Genomic DNA, 16,706 nt, shown 5'->3' on the forward strand with positions numbered 1-16,706 from the left:
CGCCGGAGGGTCCTGCCGCGCTTATTAGCCCTCATGTTCTGCTTGGTCTGTATGCCTACGGCGCAGGATATTGGCACACACCATACCGATCACACCTGTCATCATGCCAATAGCCGTTGGAATAGCACCCCCTCCGGGCAAAATACCCACCAGAACACTGCTTAAAGAGCCAAGACTAAATTGCATTGTACCCAGTAAGGCAGAGGCACTACCAGCCTGATGTGCATGGCGTGAAAACGCCATAACGGTGCCATTCGGCCCAATAAAACCCAATGCACCAGTAATGCAGGTGATCAGCCCACATGTCAGCCACGGATGGGCTAGGCCTGCTAAACCTGAATAGGCCACCATCACAAAAACTCCGCCCATAATCAAAGCCCAGACAATGGCAGCCTCCAGCAAAGCTGGCATGGCAAACCTATGCACAAGCCTGCCGTTAATTTGTGTTCCCAAAATAAAGGCAGCGGCATTCATGCCAAAAAACATACCAAAAGCTGTGGGAGAAAAATGAAGCACCTGTTCAAACAGAACCGGCGCGCTTCCCAAATAGGCGAACATCACAAAAGTGGAAAAAGTTGTGATAAGGGCATTAGAAAGAAAAACAGGCTCTCGCAGAATAGTGCGATACCGCGTGAAAATTTCAAATGGGGCCAATCGCATCCGGTATGAGGGGGAAAGCGTATCTGGCAGCATACATATAATGCCAATCATCCCCAGAACGGCGTATAAGGTGCCACTCCAGAATATCCACCGCCAGTTTCCAAATTCCAGCACAAGGCTCCCCATACTAGGGGCCAGCACAGGCATGACACCAAACACAAGCGTAAGCTGCGCCATAATATGCGCACCTTTTTTGCCGGTTGCGACATCCCTTACAATGGCACGCGGAATAACTGCACTGGCAGATCCACCAAAAGCACCAATAAACCGCATGATGCAGAATAGGTGATAATCCCGCACCACGGCACACATGGCAGATGCAATAGCAAAAACGGCAAGCCCTATAACCAGAGGAATCTTGCGCCCAAATCTGTCTGACAGCGGACCTTGAGAGAATTGGCCAAAAGCCAGCCCTAAAAACCACGCTCCCAGCGTAAACTGAGCAGAACCTGCACCTCCACCCAAATCCCGCTCAACATCAGGAAAAGCCGGAAGGTACATATCTGTCGCAAGGGGGCCTATTGCCGTAACGAGCCCCAAAAGCAGAATAAGCCGTAGCGGCAGCCCTTTTTTAAAAAGGGCAGGGTGGGTGGAAGATGTTGTCATGATATCAGGCACCGAAAAAGAACGTTCTGTTCTTTCTCTTGATCTGCATCATTTGTCTATGAATGCAGACACAACGCATCAATGCTTTAGGCATAAAAAAAGCTGCCAGAGTGTCTGGCAGCTTTTTTGTAGAAGCTTACTTGCTTTCGGTTGCTGCCGGCGGCGGGGCCGGAGGTGCACCGTTTCCGCACATGGGCGGCATCTGGGGTTCAGGGCGTTCAGCAATCTGCTTCAGCTGTTTCTTGGTCAGAATATCATGAACCTGCGTTTCAACCTGCAGGCGCTGTGTTGCGCGCTCGGTCTGCATCGTGCTGATCTGCTGTTCAATCTGCTGCAGCTTAGCCTGATCAACCGGACCGGGAGTTGTCAGCACTTCACGTTCCTGCTGATGCAGGCTGTGAATCTGTTCCATGTCCGCTTTCGGGTCAGAAGGCTTGTTTGCGTCAAAAATAGCTTTCAGCTTTTTCTTCTGGGCGGAGGTCAGTTTAATGCCGTCCAGTTTCAGGATCGGGCCACCCATACCGTGATGATGCATCGGGCCACAGCCCGGACCACCCGGAGGAGGAGCACCAACAGCCGGAGTGGCTTCCTGAGCATGTGCAAAAGAAACTGCTGATGTCATCATTCCCAGCGTCAGCGCTGTGGCCATCAAAACTTTTTTCATCAGATTCGCCTTATAAAATCTTTACCGTAACAAAGTGCATAAACACCTTGTCTGCTTTCTGACTAATGACAAAGGCTTGTGTCTGAAAAAAGGCATAATTTTAAAAGAAAAATGTTTTGTGTCTGCTTCTACGCAAAAACAAGAACAAAGCCTTGCCTGCTGTACGTATAAAAAGGATGCCTTAATTCTAAGGCGACCGTTTGCGATTACCGCCTTACTGCGGCACATTAACTGTATGACCCGTATTTTTGTTGATTCTGACGCATGCCCCGTAAAAAACGAAGTGTATCGTGTGGCCAGTCGTTACAATATGCACGTTTTCATTGTCTCAAACAGAATGATTATGGTGCCTGAATCATCTCTGATTGAACGCATAGTTGTAGATGCTGGGCCAGATGTAGCAGATGATTGGATTGCTGAGCGCGTATCAGACGGAGATATCGTGATTACAGCAGATATTCCGCTGGCTGCGCGATGTGTTGAAAAAGGTGCTTACGTTCTTGAACCTAAAGGGCGAATTCTGGATGGTGATGCCATTGGCATGGCACTGGCAGTGCGCAATCTGATGACAGATTTGCGTTCAGCCGGAGTTATGACGCCAGGCGGAAGCGCGTTTGGAAAAGCAGATCGATCCCGCTTTCTCTCCGCTCTTGATACGCTGGTGATCAAGGCACGCAAACCCCGTTTACGCCCACTGACATTGCCGAACGAGTGAGCAACTTAAAATACAGTTAGATACGAACATCCGTATCTCACTATGCTTCATAGTAGGCAAGTGATGTGCACAAGCACAAAATGACTAGCTGAAGAATACGATCTATTATTTTTTGGAGGTTTTGGTAAGAACTGGTGGAGCCAATCGGAATCGAACCGACGACCTCCTGAATGCCATTCAGGCGCTCTCCCAACTGAGCTATGGCCCCACACTGTTCTTGCACACAGCAGCACCTGCTTGAGATGCGGCGTGTGCCCAGCCTCTTACATGGTCTGCCCTTAACAGGCAAGCCCCTATTTTCAGTAAAAAATCACTTTCATCTCTCTCAACGCTTCAAGAAGCGGCAGAAGAGGGAGCCCCTGAATGGAAAAAGCATCTCCTTCTATATGCGCAAAAAGCTGCAAGCCAGGCCCTTCCAGCCTATAAGCTCCCACAGAAGCCAAGCAAGCAGGGCCTTCTGTTTGTAAATAAGCATCCAGAAAAGGTTCTGAAAACAAACGCATGGTCAAACGCGGCTGATCCACATGCTGCCATACCACCTGACCGTTCCGGCACAGCACAACTGCTGTGTGCAGGATATGGGCGTTTCCCCGTAGTGCCAAAAGCTGCTCACGAGCCTGTGCCAGATCCTTGGGCTTGTCATACCATACTGAATCGCAGGACAGCATCTGGTCCGCGCCAATAACAAAAGCATCTGGCTGCTGAATAGAAAGCGCCTTGGCCTTGGCCTCGGCCAAACCAAGAGCCACGGCTTCCGGATTCCAGCCTTCACGTTTGCCTGCTGCTTTAAGGATGTCTTCGTTTACATCTGCAATGCGGACTTCAAAATCCAGCCCGACCTCCTCAAGCATTTTGCGCCTAGAAAAAGAACCACTCGCCAAAAGCAGTTTCGAATCTTTGTTCTGTAATGGAGTCGGCATTAGTACTAAATCCTGCATCAATTCGAGTCCCGTTCAGGTACTCGCAAAAAAATGGCCTGTGAGTACTCACCTGAGTACCGGGGTACATGTGGATTGTACGGAACTCATAACTGCGACGTACCGAGTACCGGGCACAACCCTCTAAAACGATAAACCGGTGAGTTGTACACAGCTCCGTACGGGTACTTTCTGGATAACTTTAAAAAGTCCTTGTTTTCCAATACCCTAAAATCTGTACACAGTGTGGGAAAGCTGGGGTACATTTTTGGAATACCGGGTACCCCACCATTCACAGTACTTTTAAACAACTACAAACCTATTTCTTTCTTTTTTTATAGGAAGAGGGGCGTGGACAGCGTGAACAAAGACGTGGCAGGACATCGAAGCATGATGACAGACCAACATATTCCCTCCGCCAAACGGCTTTTAAGAACACTCAATGGTGAAGCCCTGTGGCCGCCTCCAATGTGGCTGATGCGTCAGGCTGGTCGCTTTCTGCCAGAATTTCGGGCCATGCGTGCCAAGGCAGATTTTCTGACACGCTGCATGACGCCGGATATTGCAACAGAACTGACATTGCAGCCGATCAAACGCTTTGGAATGGACGGCGCCATTCTATTCTCTGATATTTTGATTTTGCCTTGGGCAATGGGGCAGTCCCTGGAGTTTGTGGAAGGCAAAGGCCCTGTATTAGGGGCTATTCGTTCTGAACAGGATCTGGCTAAGTTAGATCCGGCACGTATTGCAGAAGTTACAGCGCCTGTTTTGGAAACGCTGACACGCTTGCGTAAAGAATTGAATGGCCCAGATAAAATTGGTGTTGCACAGCCAGGGGCAACCACTCTGCTAGGGTTTACAGGCGCACCCTTTACGGTTGCCTGTTACATGGTTGAGGGGCACGGATCTCGCGAGTTTGCCGTTACCCGGCAAATGGCTTATGCAGAACCGGTTTTGTTTGATCGGTTAATGGATTTACTGACGCAAACAACAGCTGAATATCTTTGCAAACAGATTGAAGCTGGCGCTGAAGCCGTCATGCTGTTTGATTCATGGGCAGGCCTATTATCTCCATCAGAATTTCGCAAACACGTTATCGCGCCATCTCGCCAAATTGTTCAGACCATTAAAGCCCGGCATCCTTCTACACGTATTATCGGATTTCCGCGTTTAAGTGGGGTATTGGTTGCTGAATACGCACGGGAAACCGGTGTAGATGTTGTGGCGCTGGATACGGGCGCAGATATAAAAATTGTGCGTTCCATGCTACCTGAACATGTAGGTATTCAGGGTAATCTGGATCCGGTTGCTGTATTGGCGGGCGGGGATGCCATGAAGCGTGAAGCTCTGGCTATTCGTGAAGCTGGCCGAGGGCGTGCACATGTTTTCAATTTAGGGCATGGCGTTTTACCGCAAACGCCTGTTGAACATGTTGCTGAACTGGTAAGCACGATCAGGGAAACTGCATGATGGTAGAACAACCATTGGTTCTTTCCCCCAAAGGGCATCTTAAGCTTATTATTTTTGATTGCGATGGCGTTCTGGTTGATAGTGAAGAAACATGCTGTCGTATCAGTGCGGAAGAAGCCCGACGTGTTGGTATGAATGTGCCGGATGATCAGGCAGTAAAAGTATTTTCCGGCATGGCATTGCCGGGAATACAACACATGATTGAAAAAGAAACTGGTGCCCAGTTGGGAAAAGACTGGGCAAGCATGATGCAAAAACGCTTTGTGGCTGCCATGAAGAATGGTGTTGAGCCTATTGAGGGCGTTTATGATATGCTCAACAATATTCGAAAACTTGGTGTTCCTGTAAGGGTTGCATCCAATTCCTCTCAAGAAGAAATGGATGCAAAGTTTTCCATCACCAATCTTGAACACTTTTTTGAAAACCGTATTCACTCTGCACGAGATATGGGCATTCCAAAGCCTAAGCCTGATGTCTATTTAAAAGCTGCTGAAGAAGAAGGTGTTTCTCCTTCAGAATGTCTTGTGCTGGAAGACAGTGATACAGGAGCACGTGCAGCCGTTGATGCTGGCATGACTTGCGTTATGCTAAGAGCGGATGAAAAACCCATTCCTGAATGGAAAAATATTTTAAGAATTAACAGCCTCTCACAATTTGCACCATTGGTTCAAAAAGCTTTGCAACTGCAAGGGCACTGATAATGGTTATAGATGCTCTTTTGCCGTGGTTGCGTTGGCTGATAGCGTTTCACATCATGTCTGTTATGGCATGGATGGCAGGGTTATTTTATCTGCCACGGTTATTTGTTTATCATTGCCAGGTTGCGGTTGGATCTCAGGAAAGTCAGCGTTTCAAAATTATGGAACGCCGGCTTTTTAAAGCGATTATGACACCTGCTATGTGTGCTAGCCTATTTTTTGGCGTGCTTCTTGTGCTGACACCAGGAGGTGTAGATTGGCATGCAGGGTGGTGGCATACAAAACTTACCGCTGTATTCTGTATGTTTGCTTTTCATGGATGTTGTGCGCGGTGGTGTAAAGATTTTGCGGCTGACCGCAATAACCATTCAGAAAAGTTTTATCGGATTGCCAATGAAGTGCCGACCATCTTGATGATGGTTATTGTTATTATGGTTGTTGTAAGACCATTTTAAAAAAAGTCCCTGCATAACAGGGACTTTTTTATTTCTAGACCATGTTTTTAATACGTAAAAGACCAAACGCAGCCAGACTGACCATACAGGTTATCTCATTTTTTCGTATCATGTCTTCTACTTCCGAAAGCAGGAAGGTATGGCATGACATCCCTTGTTCTGTATCTTCTAGCTGGCGTTCTCCCTGAGTTAACCCTGTAGCCAAATATACGTGACCTTTCTGGGTGGAATATCCAGCACCCTGATAAACAATGCCTGCATGCTGTAGTGATTGGGCACGTAATCCTGTTTCTTCCCGTAGCTCACCTGCGGCAACTTCCTCCATTTTGGCATCGGGTCGCGCTTCCCACATACCCATTGGCAGTTCCCACAACCGTTTTTTAATTGGGTAGCGATATTGATTGACCAGAGTAACAGTTGGGCGGCCATCAGCAGATGTACCCAAAGGAAGGATCACAACAAAATCCCCCCGTTCCACAATGCCGTAGAGACCATCGTTACCATTGGGTAGCCGGATAATGTCTTCTCGCACACGGGTCCATGGGTTTTCATAAGTGATACGAGTGGAAACGGTGATGTAACCTTCATCATCTGGTGCAGACATATTCATGTGGGGTTCCTAAGTTTTGCTTTGCATTACCCTATCATATGCGAGCAAATTGGTACGGATTCTGATTATGTAACTCCATGGCCATGAAGGAATGTAATGAACGGAAATAATGACATCGAAGGAGCTTCAGAGCCTGTAGGAAAAACACTATGGTCTATCTTTGCCATCGTAGTTTTTACTTTGCTGTGTTATATAGAAATCGGTTTGCAAATGGCTGTTGTGCCGTTGTTCGTAAAAGAACAACTGGGGTTTAGTTCTGCAATCGCAGGGTTTGCTGTTTCCGTTCAGTATCTGGCCACATTTGTCTCCCGTATTGGAGCAGGGCATCGGATAGATACGCGTGGGCCTAAAAAAGTTGTTATTGCTGGGCTTTTTCTGGGTGCGCTTTCTGGTTTGTTTATCATGCTTGCACCTTCTCTGGCGGCATGGCCTGTAGGGGCTTTAGCTGTTGTTTTATTGGGCCGTATTTTTTTAGGTATTTCTGAAAGCTGGGTAGCAACAGGTGTTATTGTCTGGAACATCGAAAGAGTAGGTACACCCGGGACTGCTCGTGTGATCTCTTGGAATGGTGTTTGTTCTTACGGGGGCATTGCGTTAGGGGCACCTATCGCCATGATAATTTACCAGTCTCATGCTGCGCTGGGTGGTTTTCTGGGCATAGGTTTGTGTTGCATGCTTATGCTGCTTTCAGGGGTGCCGTGGGCGTGGCATCAGCTAGCAGTTAAACCCCTTTCACCTACACCGGATAAACGCCATTCCTTTATGACAGTTTTTGGCCAGGTTGCACCGTATGGCATGGCTTTGGCTGCAGGTTCTATTGGGTTTGGTGCCATTTCATCTTTGCTGACATTGTATTTTGCTGACCAGAATTGGAAAGGTGCTGCAACAGCACTCTCTATTTTTGGATGTGTTTTTGTTTTGACACGTTTTGGGTTTACCACTCAGATAACAAAGCGTGGTGGCACAGTTGTTGCATTGGTTTCCTTACTTATAGAAAGTTTGGGCTTATGTGTATTGGCTATGGGGCATTCACCTATTTGGGCAAACATAGGGGCTGCGCTAACGGGTGTCGGTTTTTCACTTTTATTTCCAGCTTTGGGGGTAGGGGCTGTGGCCCATACCAAGCCAGAAAATAAAGGGATTGCCATAGGCGCTTTTTCTGTTTTTCTTGATATAGCTCTTGGCTTATCTGGGCCTGTTTTAGGGTTTATTATCCCGTATTGGGGGTATCAGGGATTGTTTTTGACAACAGCACTTATGAGCCTTTTAGGTGTGGGAATATGTGCTTTTGTTTATCGTAAGGAAAATGGATAATTCCATTTTACCGTAACAGACAGATACTTAAAACTTTAGAAACTGATTTGGAGGGACATAAATAATGACAATTGATGTGCGTGCAGTCGCTGTATTCTGTGGTTCCCGTATGGGTGTTAAGCCTGTGTATCAGCAGGCAGCGCAGGAAACAGGGAAAGAATTGGCCAAAGCAGGAATCCGTCTGGTTTATGGCGGCGGTGCAAATGGTTTGATGGGCGTTGTGGCCCATGCCGTTATTCAGGCAGGTGGAAGCGTTACGGGTGTTATTCCTGAGTTTCTGAAAACCCGAGAAAAGATGAATGAAGAAGTTTCAGAGCTGATTGTTACGGATTCCATGCATACCCGTAAGCAAATTATGTTTTCACGGGCCGATGCTTTTTGGGTTTTGCCCGGTGGCTTTGGAACGTTTGAGGAGCTTTTGGAAATTCTGACGTGGAAGCAGCTTAAGCGCCACGATAAGCCCATCGTGCTTATTAACGTAGATGGGTGGGGCGATAAGGTTGTAGCTATGCTTGATGAGGCTGTGAAACAGGGTTTTGCCTCAGTAGATGCAAGATCTCTGCTAAGTGTTGTGCCTAATGCCGCCGCAGCTCTTGAATGCTCTCGTGTTACGGAGCCAGCTGAAGCATTGGGTATGGATGTGATGTAAAATAAGGCGTGCAAGGGTAGGAAGTCTCATTTCTACTCTTGCCTCTTAGGCCAGAGCGCTGTATAGGCAGCGTGTAATCGGAGTGTAGCTCAGCCTGGTAGAGCACTGTGTTCGGGACGCAGGGGCCGGAAGTTCGAATCTTCTCACTCCGACCAGATTTTTCCTTAAAAATATATTGTTATGTAATATCTGTGCAGAATATGCGCATGGCATAAAAAAACTTCTGCCCGGAATGGATTCCAAGCAGAAGCATTTTTCATAAATTATGTTGTGATATTAAGCACTTTTAACAACATAAGACTGCACGTCTGATGCATTTGGATGCTGAAAATTCTGCAAGGTGTCTTCCAGAGAAGGCCCAATCAGCAAAGAATCCCAGCGGTGCATTTCCGTCTTTTTGGCTGCAAGGGCAGCGTGATTGATCTCTTCCAGCTTTATGGCGGCATAAGAACCTAAACCAATGCTAGCCAAGAAAGCTGCCAGACCGATCAAACCAGGACCAGAAAACACATAATCATTCCAACGTGCTGTTTCAGGCAGCATCTGCCACAAATAAATAGAAAACGGCGTGTTATCTACAAAATCAGACTGATTGACGATTAAACCAGAATGAAAAATAGAAAACTTAAGCCCGCATGCAATAAAAATAAAAGTGGAGCAGATGGCCAGGCTAAGGGCAGCAAGCCACAGGGAAACAAAAGTTGCTTTTTTCCATGCCATGAGTCCGGCCTCCTAATTTGGGGTGTTAGGGGGCAAAGCAGAAGATAATTCCTCTTCGCTTCCTCCAATGATTAAAATGTATATCAGGAATGCAAAAAACGCAACATCAATCTGATCTTTTATCCTAGCTGATGAAGCGAAAAAGCAGTGGCAAACTGTCTTTTAATGCCCATGTAATAGTTAGAAGAAAGACATATTACGGTATTATACCGTGTAAGCAGTATCCAAGGTTAAGTGCAAAGGGCACCGATGTTATGTGGACTGCAATATCCAAAAAAATAGGGCTGGCGGCCCTTTTGGTATGCGGGCTTAGCGTTCCTGTATTTTCAGCACATGCTCACCCCGGGCCAGGCGGTGGTGGCTTTGGTGGAGGGGGAGGCTTTGGCCATGGTGGTCCAGGCGGCGGCTTCGGCGGTCCTGGAGGAGGCTTTGGTCACGGTGGCTTTGGCGGCCCCGGCGGTGGTTTTGGACATGGAGGCCCAGGCGGTGGCTTCGGTGGTCCTGGAGGAGGTTTTCCTCATGGTGGCTTTGGTGGCCCTCGTGGAGGGCCTGGCGGCCCCGGTGGTTGGGGCGGAGGCCCTTGGCGTGGTGGCGGCTGGGGGCCGCGATGGGGCGGTGGTTGGTATGGCGGCTGGGGTGGTGGCCCCTGGGGCTGGGGTTACCCATATTATGGTTGGGGCTATGGAGGCCCATGGGGCTACCCTTACTGGGGCGGTGGCTGGGGTTGGGGAGCGCCATTTATGTTCGGCTCGGTGCTCGGTCTAGCGATAGGAAGTGCCGCTGCATCTGAATATAATTCGGCACCACAGCAGAGTATTTATGCACCACCATCCTATTATTATAATGGCGCCCAACAGGGAGGAAGCACGCCTTCTTATCCACCGCCCCCAAGTTATGGGAATGATACGGATTCATCTTCTGTGGTCAGATGCAGTGCCGGGAAATTTTTTAATACCCGCACAGAAAGTTGTGACACAAAATAAGTAACAGAAGCTGAGCGCTGTAACGCGAGAATCCGTATCAGAATAGTTTAGGCGTGGCGTGGAAAGTTGGCGCCCTCTAGGCGGAGCAGCCACGCCTTATCATCCACACCACCATCGCCAGAATATCCTCCAAGGTTGGAAGTCCCCACAACGCGATGGCAGGGGATGAGAATAGGAATTGGATTTCTCCCGACAGCCTGTCCAACAGATTGAGGGCTGCCACCAATTTTTTTGGCGAGTTCTCCGTATGTAGTGGTTTCGCCTACAGAGATTTCCTGCAATGCCGCCCAAATTTTCTTCTGATAAGCTGTTCCATATGGATCTAGCGGAAACGGGCAAGCACCGACAGCCTGAGGATCATCAAACCAATTATCCAACCATTCCCGCGCCTGACAGAGCAGGGGCGTTTCGGTTTGATCTCGGCCCCATCCCCAATCTAGAGAGATAATTTTTCCGTCTTCCTCAGATAAAGTGATTGGCCCTAAAGGGGAGTGCAGCGAAAGTTGGGGCATGAAAAAATAACCTTACTTTTGTTCAAAATCTTTTGGTGTTCTGTAAACCGGATAAGGGCAAGGGGGAGGCTATCATTTTTTAACCCTACGTTTGCATGAAAAACTGCATTAGAAGCAGCAAGAAGAAACAAGGCATACGATAACGGGAAGGATGGCCGCGTTGGGGTATCAGGCTGAAGATACAATCTTTGCGCTTTCAACAGGAATAGAGCGTGCGGCAATAGCCGTGTTACGTGTGAGTGGAGCAGGCAGCCGAGACATTCTTTTGCAGGTTTGCGGCAAAGTGCCAGACGCGCGTAAGGCTGTTCTTCGTAAAATCTGGAACAATGCTTCTGCTCAAGATGACTTACTGGATGAGGCGTTGGTTCTTTGGTTTCCCGGACCGCGAAGTTATACGGGTGAAGATGGGTTTGAACTGCATCTGCATGCGGGGCCTGCTATTATTCGTGCTGTTTCCGAAGCGTTGGTGAATGCGGGGGCACGGCCTGCAGAACCAGGTGAATTCACCCGGCGTGCGTTTGTAAATGGTCGCATGGATCTGGTTGAAGCCGAAGGTATTGCCGATCTGGTTGCTGCTGAAACTGACGGGCAAAGAAAGTTGGCCTTGGCGCAAGCTGATGGTGCATTAAGCCACTTGTATTCAGGTTGGTCTGAGCGACTCAAAAAGATTCTTGCTTTTCAGGAAGCCCTTATAGATTTCCCAGATGAAGATTTACCGCCTGAAGTGGAAGACGGAATCAATCAGGAAATTCAAAAACTACAGTCTGAAATGCAGCAACATATTGCTGATGGTGAGCACGGTGAGCGGATACGGCAAGGGGTTGTGTTTGCTATTACAGGCCCACCAAACGCAGGCAAAAGCAGTTTGTTAAATTGGCTTACGGGTAGGGATACAGCTATTGTATCTTCCAAGGCAGGCACAACGCGTGATGCCTTGGAAGTAGCCTGCATTCTCGCTGGTATAAAAGTAACGTTTGTTGATACCGCAGGCCTACGAGAAACAGATGATGAGATTGAGGCTGAAGGTGTACGGCGCGCATTGTTTCACGTGAAACAGGCAGACTGTGTGTTACAAATGTTCCCGGCGAATGAACCTCCTGATGATGTATTTCCTGGTGCTGTTTTGATAGGCAATAAGGCTGATATTGGAGAAATTCCCAAAACCATTCAGGGCAATCCGGTTCTTGCAATCAGTTTAAAAACAGGAAGTGGGCTACCTGAATTATATGCTTTCCTAAAAAGGAAAGTTGAGGAGCTTACAGCAGCCTCTACATCCGGGGCGCCGCTTCTTACACGTGCACGGCATAAGGCTGGTGTGCAGGAGGCTGTACAATGCCTTCAGGCAGCATGGCAGCAGGACTGGCCAGAACTGCGTGGTGAAGAGTTGCGGTTAGCTATGCGGGCCTTGGGGCGGCTAACGGGGCATGTTGGTGTAGAAGATCTGCTGGATACGATATTCGGCCAATTTTGTATTGGAAAGTAAGGTGTGCAGGAAGGGCAGGCAATGAACAAGGCTTACGATGTTATTGTAGTAGGAGGTGGCCACGCTGGATGCGAGGCAGCTGCCGCTGCTGCGCGTTGTGGTGCCAAAACGCTTTTGTTGACGCACCATAAAAATACAGTTGGCGCTATGTCCTGTAACCCTGCCATAGGCGGTATTGGGAAAGGACATCTGGTGCGTGAAATTGATGCGCTGGATGGCGTTATGGCGCGTGCTGCAGATCGCGCCGGCATTCATTTTAAATTACTCAATCGGTCTAAGGGGCCCGCGGTGCAGGGGCCCAGAGCTCAGGCAGATCGTCTTTTATATCGTCAGGCTGTGCAGGATATTCTGGCAAACACAGAAGGGCTGGATATTGAGGAAGGCGCAGTAACGGATTTGATTTGTGATGATCAAAACCGTGTTGCTGGTGTTGCTTGTGAAGATGGGCGCCAATGGGCTGCGGGCGCTGTTGTGTTAACCACAGGTACGTTCCTGGATGGAGTTATTCATATCGGACATAAAAGCCAACCAGCAGGACGAATTGGAGAACAACCTTCGGTTGCATTGGCGTCACGGTTAAAAAATCTGGGCCTACGCATTGCGCGTTTAAAAACAGGAACCCCGGCGCGCCTCAAGCGCGATACGATTGATTGGGTATCGCTTGCTGTTGATAGGGGGGATGTATCCCCCGAACCGTTCAGCCGACTAACGGAAACCATCACAAACCCACAGATGGTGTGTGGCATAACGGCAACAGTTCCAAAAACCCACGATATTATCAGAGAGCATTTACATCTTTCAGCCGTATATGGCGGGGCCATTTCGGGCCGAGGTCCACGGTATTGCCCATCTATTGAAGATAAGGTTGTGCGGTTTTCTGAAAAAACAGGACATCAGATTTTTCTAGAACCAGAAGCTCTTCCTGAACACGAAGGGGGAGATCTGGTTTATCCCAATGGCATTTCTACCAGCCTGCCAGCAGATGTGCAGGATGCCATGATCCACTCCATTCCTGGTTTGGAGAAGGCTGTTATTGCGCAATACGGCTACGCTGTAGAATATGATTATGTTGATCCACGTGAATTGACGGTTTCTTTAGAGCTTAAAAAGTGTCCTAATTTATTCTTGGCGGGCCAGATTAATGGCACCACGGGTTATGAAGAGGCTGGAGCGCAAGGTCTTCTTGCTGGTGTAAATGCAGCAAGAAGGGCAGGAGGGCAGCAAGCTGTCAGCCTTGATCGTGGTAGAGCTTATTTGGGTGTTATGATTGATGATTTAACGACGCAAGGGGTGAGCGAACCCTACCGTATGTTTACATCACGCGCTGAATACCGTCTGACATTGCGGGCCGACAATGCGGATGTGCGTTTAACTCCGATAGGATTGGAGTGGGGGTGCGTAGGCGCGGAAAGGCGTGCAGTCTTTGAGCGGGATATGCACGAGATAGGCCAGTTGACCCAAAAAGCAGAATCAGAAAGTTGGCCCCCACAGGCGCTTGCTCAAGTTGGTATTAAAGTGGCTCAAGATGGCCGCCGCCGGAACCTGTTGGAGATAATGGGGCAGGCGGCTCATGAAGATGCCATAGAATCTTTAGCGCCTTGGGTGCGGGAGTATTCCGAGCGCGCGCGTAACTATGTGAGAACAGAAGCACGCTATAGCGGTTATCTGGTTCGGCAAAAGCGTGAGATCAAACAGCTTGAGGCGGAAACTGAAATTCGTTTTCCTCAGGATATGGACTTCAGAAAAATAGGTGGCCTGAGTGCTGAAATGCAGGAAAGGCTAGAGCAGGCACGACCTGAAAACTTTGGTGCCGCACAACGCATACCGGGCATAACGCCTTCTGCCCTTATGGCTGTTCTGGCTTATCTCAAGAAAGGGCAGCACCATGCACAAGTGGCCTGAGGGTGTTCATGTTTCACGTGAAACAGAAGAAAAGCTTTCTGCATTTGTGAGTCTTCTGGAGAAGTGGAACCCTCGTATCAACCTTGTTTCTTCTAAGGATATTGGGAATGTCTGGAGCAGGCATGTTCTGGATAGTCTTCAGCTTGTTCCTTTGATACAAGGCCAGAGCCGATTTATTGATATGGGCTCTGGGGGAGGCTTTCCTGCCGTTGTGGTGGGGATAGCAACCGGAATACCCGGGGTTTTAATTGAATCGGACCAAAGAAAGGCGGCTTTTTTGCGTGAGGCTGCACGGCTTACCCAAACGGATTTGGAAGTTTTGCCATGCAGGCTTGAAAGTGTAAAAGTTCAGCCCGCACCTGTAGTAACGGCGCGGGCTTTGGCCCCGTTGGTGAAACTTTTGGAGTGGGCACATCCGCTGTTACAGCCAGAAGGAAAAGCTGTTTTTCTTAAGGGGCAACAGGCTGTGCAGGAAATCCAAGAAGCGGAGCAGGTCTGGAAAATGGATGTTCGAACATATCCAAGCCAGACAAGTTCTGATGGTATGATTCTGGAAGTGAGAAATTTTAATCGTGTCTAAGGTTAAGAAAAGCGGGAAAGCCTGCCACGTTTTTGCTGTTGCAAACCAGAAAGGCGGCGTAGGCAAAACCACTACGGCCATTAATCTGGCAGCATCTCTGGCGGCTGATGGTGCTAAAGTTGTACTTCTGGATATGGACCCTCAGGGGAATGCTTCAACGGGGTTGGGGGTTGATTATGATTCCCGCAAAGGTGGTTCTTACGCGCTTCTTATGCATGAAAAAGCCGCAGATGATCTTTTGCAGCCGACCGAAATTGACAATCTTTCAGTCATTGCCGCCAATACAGAGCTGGTAGGGGCTGAAATTGAACTGGTAGATGCAGAGCACCGAGAAACCAGATTGCGCACAGCACTGGAGCCTTTGCGTGAGACCGTAGATTTTGTGATTATAGATTGTCCCCCAAGCTTGGGGTTGCTGACATTGAATTCTTTTGTGGCAGCAGATGGTGTGCTGGCTCCACTACAGTGTGAGTTCTTTGCTTTGGAAGGCTTGGGCCATCTGGTGAAGACAATCGGGCGTGTGCAGAAAAACCTGAACCCAGAGCTGAAAATGGCCGGCATTGTACTGACCATGTATGACAGACGGAATAATCTGTCTGAACTTGTGGCAGCAGATGCACGAAGCTTCTTTGGTAAAGATGTTCTGGAAACGGTTATCCCACGTAATATCCGTATTTCAGAAGCCCAGAGCCACGGTCAGCCTGTTATGCTGTATGATTCCAGAGCAAGCGGAACAACCGCTTATCAGGCATTGGCAGCAGAAGTCATGAAGAGGACATCGGCATCATGAGTGGTCAGTCGTCACGTAAATCCTCCGCACGTCCCAAGCTTGGTCGTGGGCTGGCTGCTCTGTTGGGTGATGCTGCTCCTGTAGATGAGCCTGCATCTTCCACCAATAAATCGGCTAGCAAGGCTGCACCTACAGCCAGTTCATTGCCGGTTGAGGTTTTGGCGCCAGGTCCATTTCAGCCGCGGCAGGATATGGAACCAGAAGCTTTGCAGGAGCTTGCTGAATCCATTCGTGAGCGGGGTATTCTTCAGCCTATTCTGGTAAGACCAGACCCAAATAAAGCTGGGCATTATCAGATTATTGCGGGGGAACGCCGCTGGCGTGCTGCACAGTTGGCGCAGTGCCATGAAGTGCCAGTGCATGTAAGAAACCTGTCAGAAGCAGATGCCATGGCAGCTGCTCTAGTTGAAAACCTTCAGCGTGCAGATCTAAACCCGGTTGAAGAAGCTGAAGGTTTTAGTCGGTTGATGGAAGAATATAGCTTAACCCAGGATGAACTGGCAAAAGCTATAGGCAAGTCTCGCCCGCATGTTGCCAATACACTGCGTTTGTTGCGTTTGCCTGATGTGGTGCGGCAAGAGCTTAAAAAGGGAACTCTTTCTGCCGGGCATGCACGTGCGTTGCTGGCGCACCCAGACCCTATACAGGCAGCAGCAGAGGTTATTTCTAAAGGGTTGTCTGTCCGCCAAACGGAGGCTTTGGTTCAGAAGGCTCTCGAACAGGCAAAAAATACAAAAGTAGAAACCAAAGAACCTAAAGTTCTGAAGGATCCGGAAATTTCTGCTTTGGAACGAGATTTGGGGACGCGTTTAGGGCTTAAGGTTCAGGTTCATTTTGATGGGCGCAAAGGCGGGTCTCTGCAAATTCATTACAAAAGCCTGGATCAACTTGATGCTGTGCTTGCCATGTTAAAAACCTAAATTTTCTGGCTTGTCTTAGGAACGTAGAGGTGGTAAAAACTGCCTCACTTCAGCAGTT

Annotated in this window: 18 protein-coding genes and 2 tRNA genes; 13 read left to right on the plus strand and 7 right to left on the minus strand. The window is 48.7% G+C overall.

Annotated features, from left to right (window positions below; translation table 11 throughout):
- Window positions 1-24: 24 nt before the first annotated feature.
- A complete protein-coding gene (locus QQM41_RS06100; RefSeq protein WP_339077998.1) occupies window positions 25-1,266 on the minus strand; it encodes a multidrug effflux MFS transporter in 1,242 nt (413 codons plus the stop codon).
- A 136-nt stretch (window positions 1,267-1,402) separates the two neighbouring features.
- The gene (locus tag QQM41_RS06105) at window positions 1,403-1,930 is read right to left on the minus strand and encodes a Spy/CpxP family protein refolding chaperone (protein WP_050818941.1); all 528 of its coding nucleotides are present in this window, start codon (window positions 1,928-1,930) and stop codon (window positions 1,403-1,405) included.
- 235 nt (window positions 1,931-2,165) lie between these two features.
- Between QQM41_RS06105 and QQM41_RS06110 the strand changes: the two genes are divergently transcribed.
- A complete protein-coding gene (locus QQM41_RS06110; RefSeq protein ID WP_339077999.1) occupies window positions 2,166-2,645 on the plus strand; it encodes a YaiI/YqxD family protein in 480 nt (159 codons plus the stop codon).
- A gap of 132 nt (window positions 2,646-2,777) precedes the next feature.
- On the opposite strand, the gene QQM41_RS06115 is transcribed toward QQM41_RS06110, so the two are convergent.
- Window positions 2,778-2,853: transfer RNA gene (locus QQM41_RS06115), tRNA-Ala, on the minus strand.
- A 91-nt stretch (window positions 2,854-2,944) separates the two neighbouring features.
- Entirely contained in the window at window positions 2,945-3,583 is a 639-nt protein-coding gene (locus QQM41_RS06120; RefSeq protein WP_339078000.1) for a Maf family protein, read from the minus strand.
- 369 nt (window positions 3,584-3,952) lie between these two features.
- Here QQM41_RS06120 and hemE point away from each other — a divergent pair, with 369 nt between their 5' ends.
- Genes hemE through hemJ form a run of 3 tightly spaced genes read left to right on the plus strand, consistent with a single transcriptional unit; the run spans window position 3,953 to window position 6,185 of the window.
- Complete coding sequence (hemE, locus tag QQM41_RS06125; RefSeq protein ID WP_408874576.1) at window positions 3,953-5,032, plus strand: uroporphyrinogen decarboxylase; 1,080 nt, start codon at window positions 3,953-3,955, stop codon at window positions 5,030-5,032.
- Complete coding sequence (locus QQM41_RS06130) at window positions 5,029-5,730, plus strand: HAD family phosphatase (RefSeq protein ID WP_339078001.1); 702 nt, start codon at window positions 5,029-5,031, stop codon at window positions 5,728-5,730. Before hemE ends, QQM41_RS06130 begins: the two co-directional genes overlap by 4 nt.
- A 2-nt stretch (window positions 5,731-5,732) precedes the next feature.
- Entirely contained in the window at window positions 5,733-6,185 is a 453-nt protein-coding gene (gene hemJ / locus QQM41_RS06135; protein WP_339078002.1) for a protoporphyrinogen oxidase HemJ, read from the plus strand.
- 34 nt (window positions 6,186-6,219) lie between these two features.
- Here the strand turns inward: hemJ and QQM41_RS06140 are convergent, their stop codons facing one another.
- Window positions 6,220-6,795, minus strand: coding sequence for an NUDIX hydrolase (locus QQM41_RS06140; RefSeq protein WP_339078003.1), 576 nt, complete (start codon window positions 6,793-6,795; stop codon window positions 6,220-6,222).
- Window positions 6,796-6,891: 96 nt separating this feature from the next.
- Between QQM41_RS06140 and QQM41_RS06145 the strand changes: the two genes are divergently transcribed.
- The 3 genes from QQM41_RS06145 (at window position 6,892) to QQM41_RS06155 (ending at window position 8,913) form a co-directional block, all read left to right on the plus strand.
- Entirely contained in the window at window positions 6,892-8,109 is a 1,218-nt protein-coding gene (locus QQM41_RS06145; protein ID WP_339078004.1) for an MFS transporter, read from the plus strand.
- 64 nt (window positions 8,110-8,173) lie between these two features.
- Window positions 8,174-8,758 (plus strand): TIGR00730 family Rossman fold protein, encoded by a 585-nt coding sequence (locus QQM41_RS06150; RefSeq protein ID WP_050818923.1) that lies wholly within the window; start codon window positions 8,174-8,176, stop codon window positions 8,756-8,758.
- 78 nt (window positions 8,759-8,836) lie between these two features.
- Window positions 8,837-8,913, plus strand: a tRNA-Pro gene (locus QQM41_RS06155).
- Between the two features lie 121 nt (window positions 8,914-9,034).
- Here the strand turns inward: QQM41_RS06155 and QQM41_RS06160 are convergent.
- Window positions 9,035-9,478 (minus strand): hypothetical protein, encoded by a 444-nt coding sequence (locus QQM41_RS06160; protein ID WP_339078005.1) that lies wholly within the window; start codon window positions 9,476-9,478, stop codon window positions 9,035-9,037.
- A gap of 486 nt (window positions 9,479-9,964) precedes the next feature.
- Between QQM41_RS06160 and QQM41_RS06165 the strand changes: the two genes are divergently transcribed.
- On the plus strand, window positions 9,965-10,243 hold the full coding sequence (locus tag QQM41_RS06165) for a hypothetical protein (RefSeq protein ID WP_339078006.1): 279 nt from the start codon (window positions 9,965-9,967) through the stop codon (window positions 10,241-10,243).
- A 265-nt stretch (window positions 10,244-10,508) separates the two neighbouring features.
- On the opposite strand, the gene QQM41_RS06170 is transcribed toward QQM41_RS06165, so the two are convergent.
- On the minus strand, window positions 10,509-10,973 hold the full coding sequence (locus tag QQM41_RS06170) for a methylated-DNA--[protein]-cysteine S-methyltransferase (protein ID WP_339078007.1): 465 nt from the start codon (window positions 10,971-10,973) through the stop codon (window positions 10,509-10,511).
- A gap of 151 nt (window positions 10,974-11,124) precedes the next feature.
- Here QQM41_RS06170 and mnmE point away from each other — a divergent pair, with 151 nt between their 5' ends.
- Genes mnmE through QQM41_RS06195 form a run of 5 tightly spaced genes read left to right on the plus strand, consistent with a single transcriptional unit; the run spans window position 11,125 to window position 16,648 of the window.
- A complete protein-coding gene (gene mnmE / locus QQM41_RS06175) occupies window positions 11,125-12,456 on the plus strand; it encodes a tRNA uridine-5-carboxymethylaminomethyl(34) synthesis GTPase MnmE (RefSeq protein ID WP_339078008.1) in 1,332 nt (443 codons plus the stop codon).
- Window positions 12,457-12,477: 21 nt separating this feature from the next.
- The gene (gene mnmG / locus QQM41_RS06180; RefSeq protein ID WP_339078009.1) at window positions 12,478-14,358 is read left to right on the plus strand and encodes a tRNA uridine-5-carboxymethylaminomethyl(34) synthesis enzyme MnmG; all 1,881 of its coding nucleotides are present in this window, start codon (window positions 12,478-12,480) and stop codon (window positions 14,356-14,358) included.
- Window positions 14,342-14,938: a 16S rRNA (guanine(527)-N(7))-methyltransferase RsmG gene (gene rsmG / locus QQM41_RS06185; protein ID WP_339078010.1), complete on the plus strand. Its 597-nt coding sequence runs from the start codon at window positions 14,342-14,344 to the stop codon at window positions 14,936-14,938. Before mnmG ends, rsmG begins: the two co-directional genes overlap by 17 nt.
- A complete protein-coding gene (locus tag QQM41_RS06190; RefSeq protein WP_003629491.1) occupies window positions 14,931-15,728 on the plus strand; it encodes a ParA family protein in 798 nt (265 codons plus the stop codon). The genes rsmG and QQM41_RS06190 overlap by 8 nt, the downstream gene beginning before the upstream one ends.
- Window positions 15,725-16,648, plus strand: a complete 924-nt coding sequence (locus QQM41_RS06195) for a ParB/RepB/Spo0J family partition protein (RefSeq protein WP_128104695.1) — start codon at window positions 15,725-15,727, stop codon at window positions 16,646-16,648. The genes QQM41_RS06190 and QQM41_RS06195 overlap by 4 nt, the downstream gene beginning before the upstream one ends.
- The last annotated feature ends 58 nt before the right edge of the window (window positions 16,649-16,706 follow it).

It is taken from the genome of Acetobacter sp. AC2005 (assembly GCF_037901235.1).
In the GTDB taxonomy this organism is placed as follows: domain Bacteria; phylum Pseudomonadota; class Alphaproteobacteria; order Acetobacterales; family Acetobacteraceae; genus Acetobacter; species Acetobacter oryzoeni.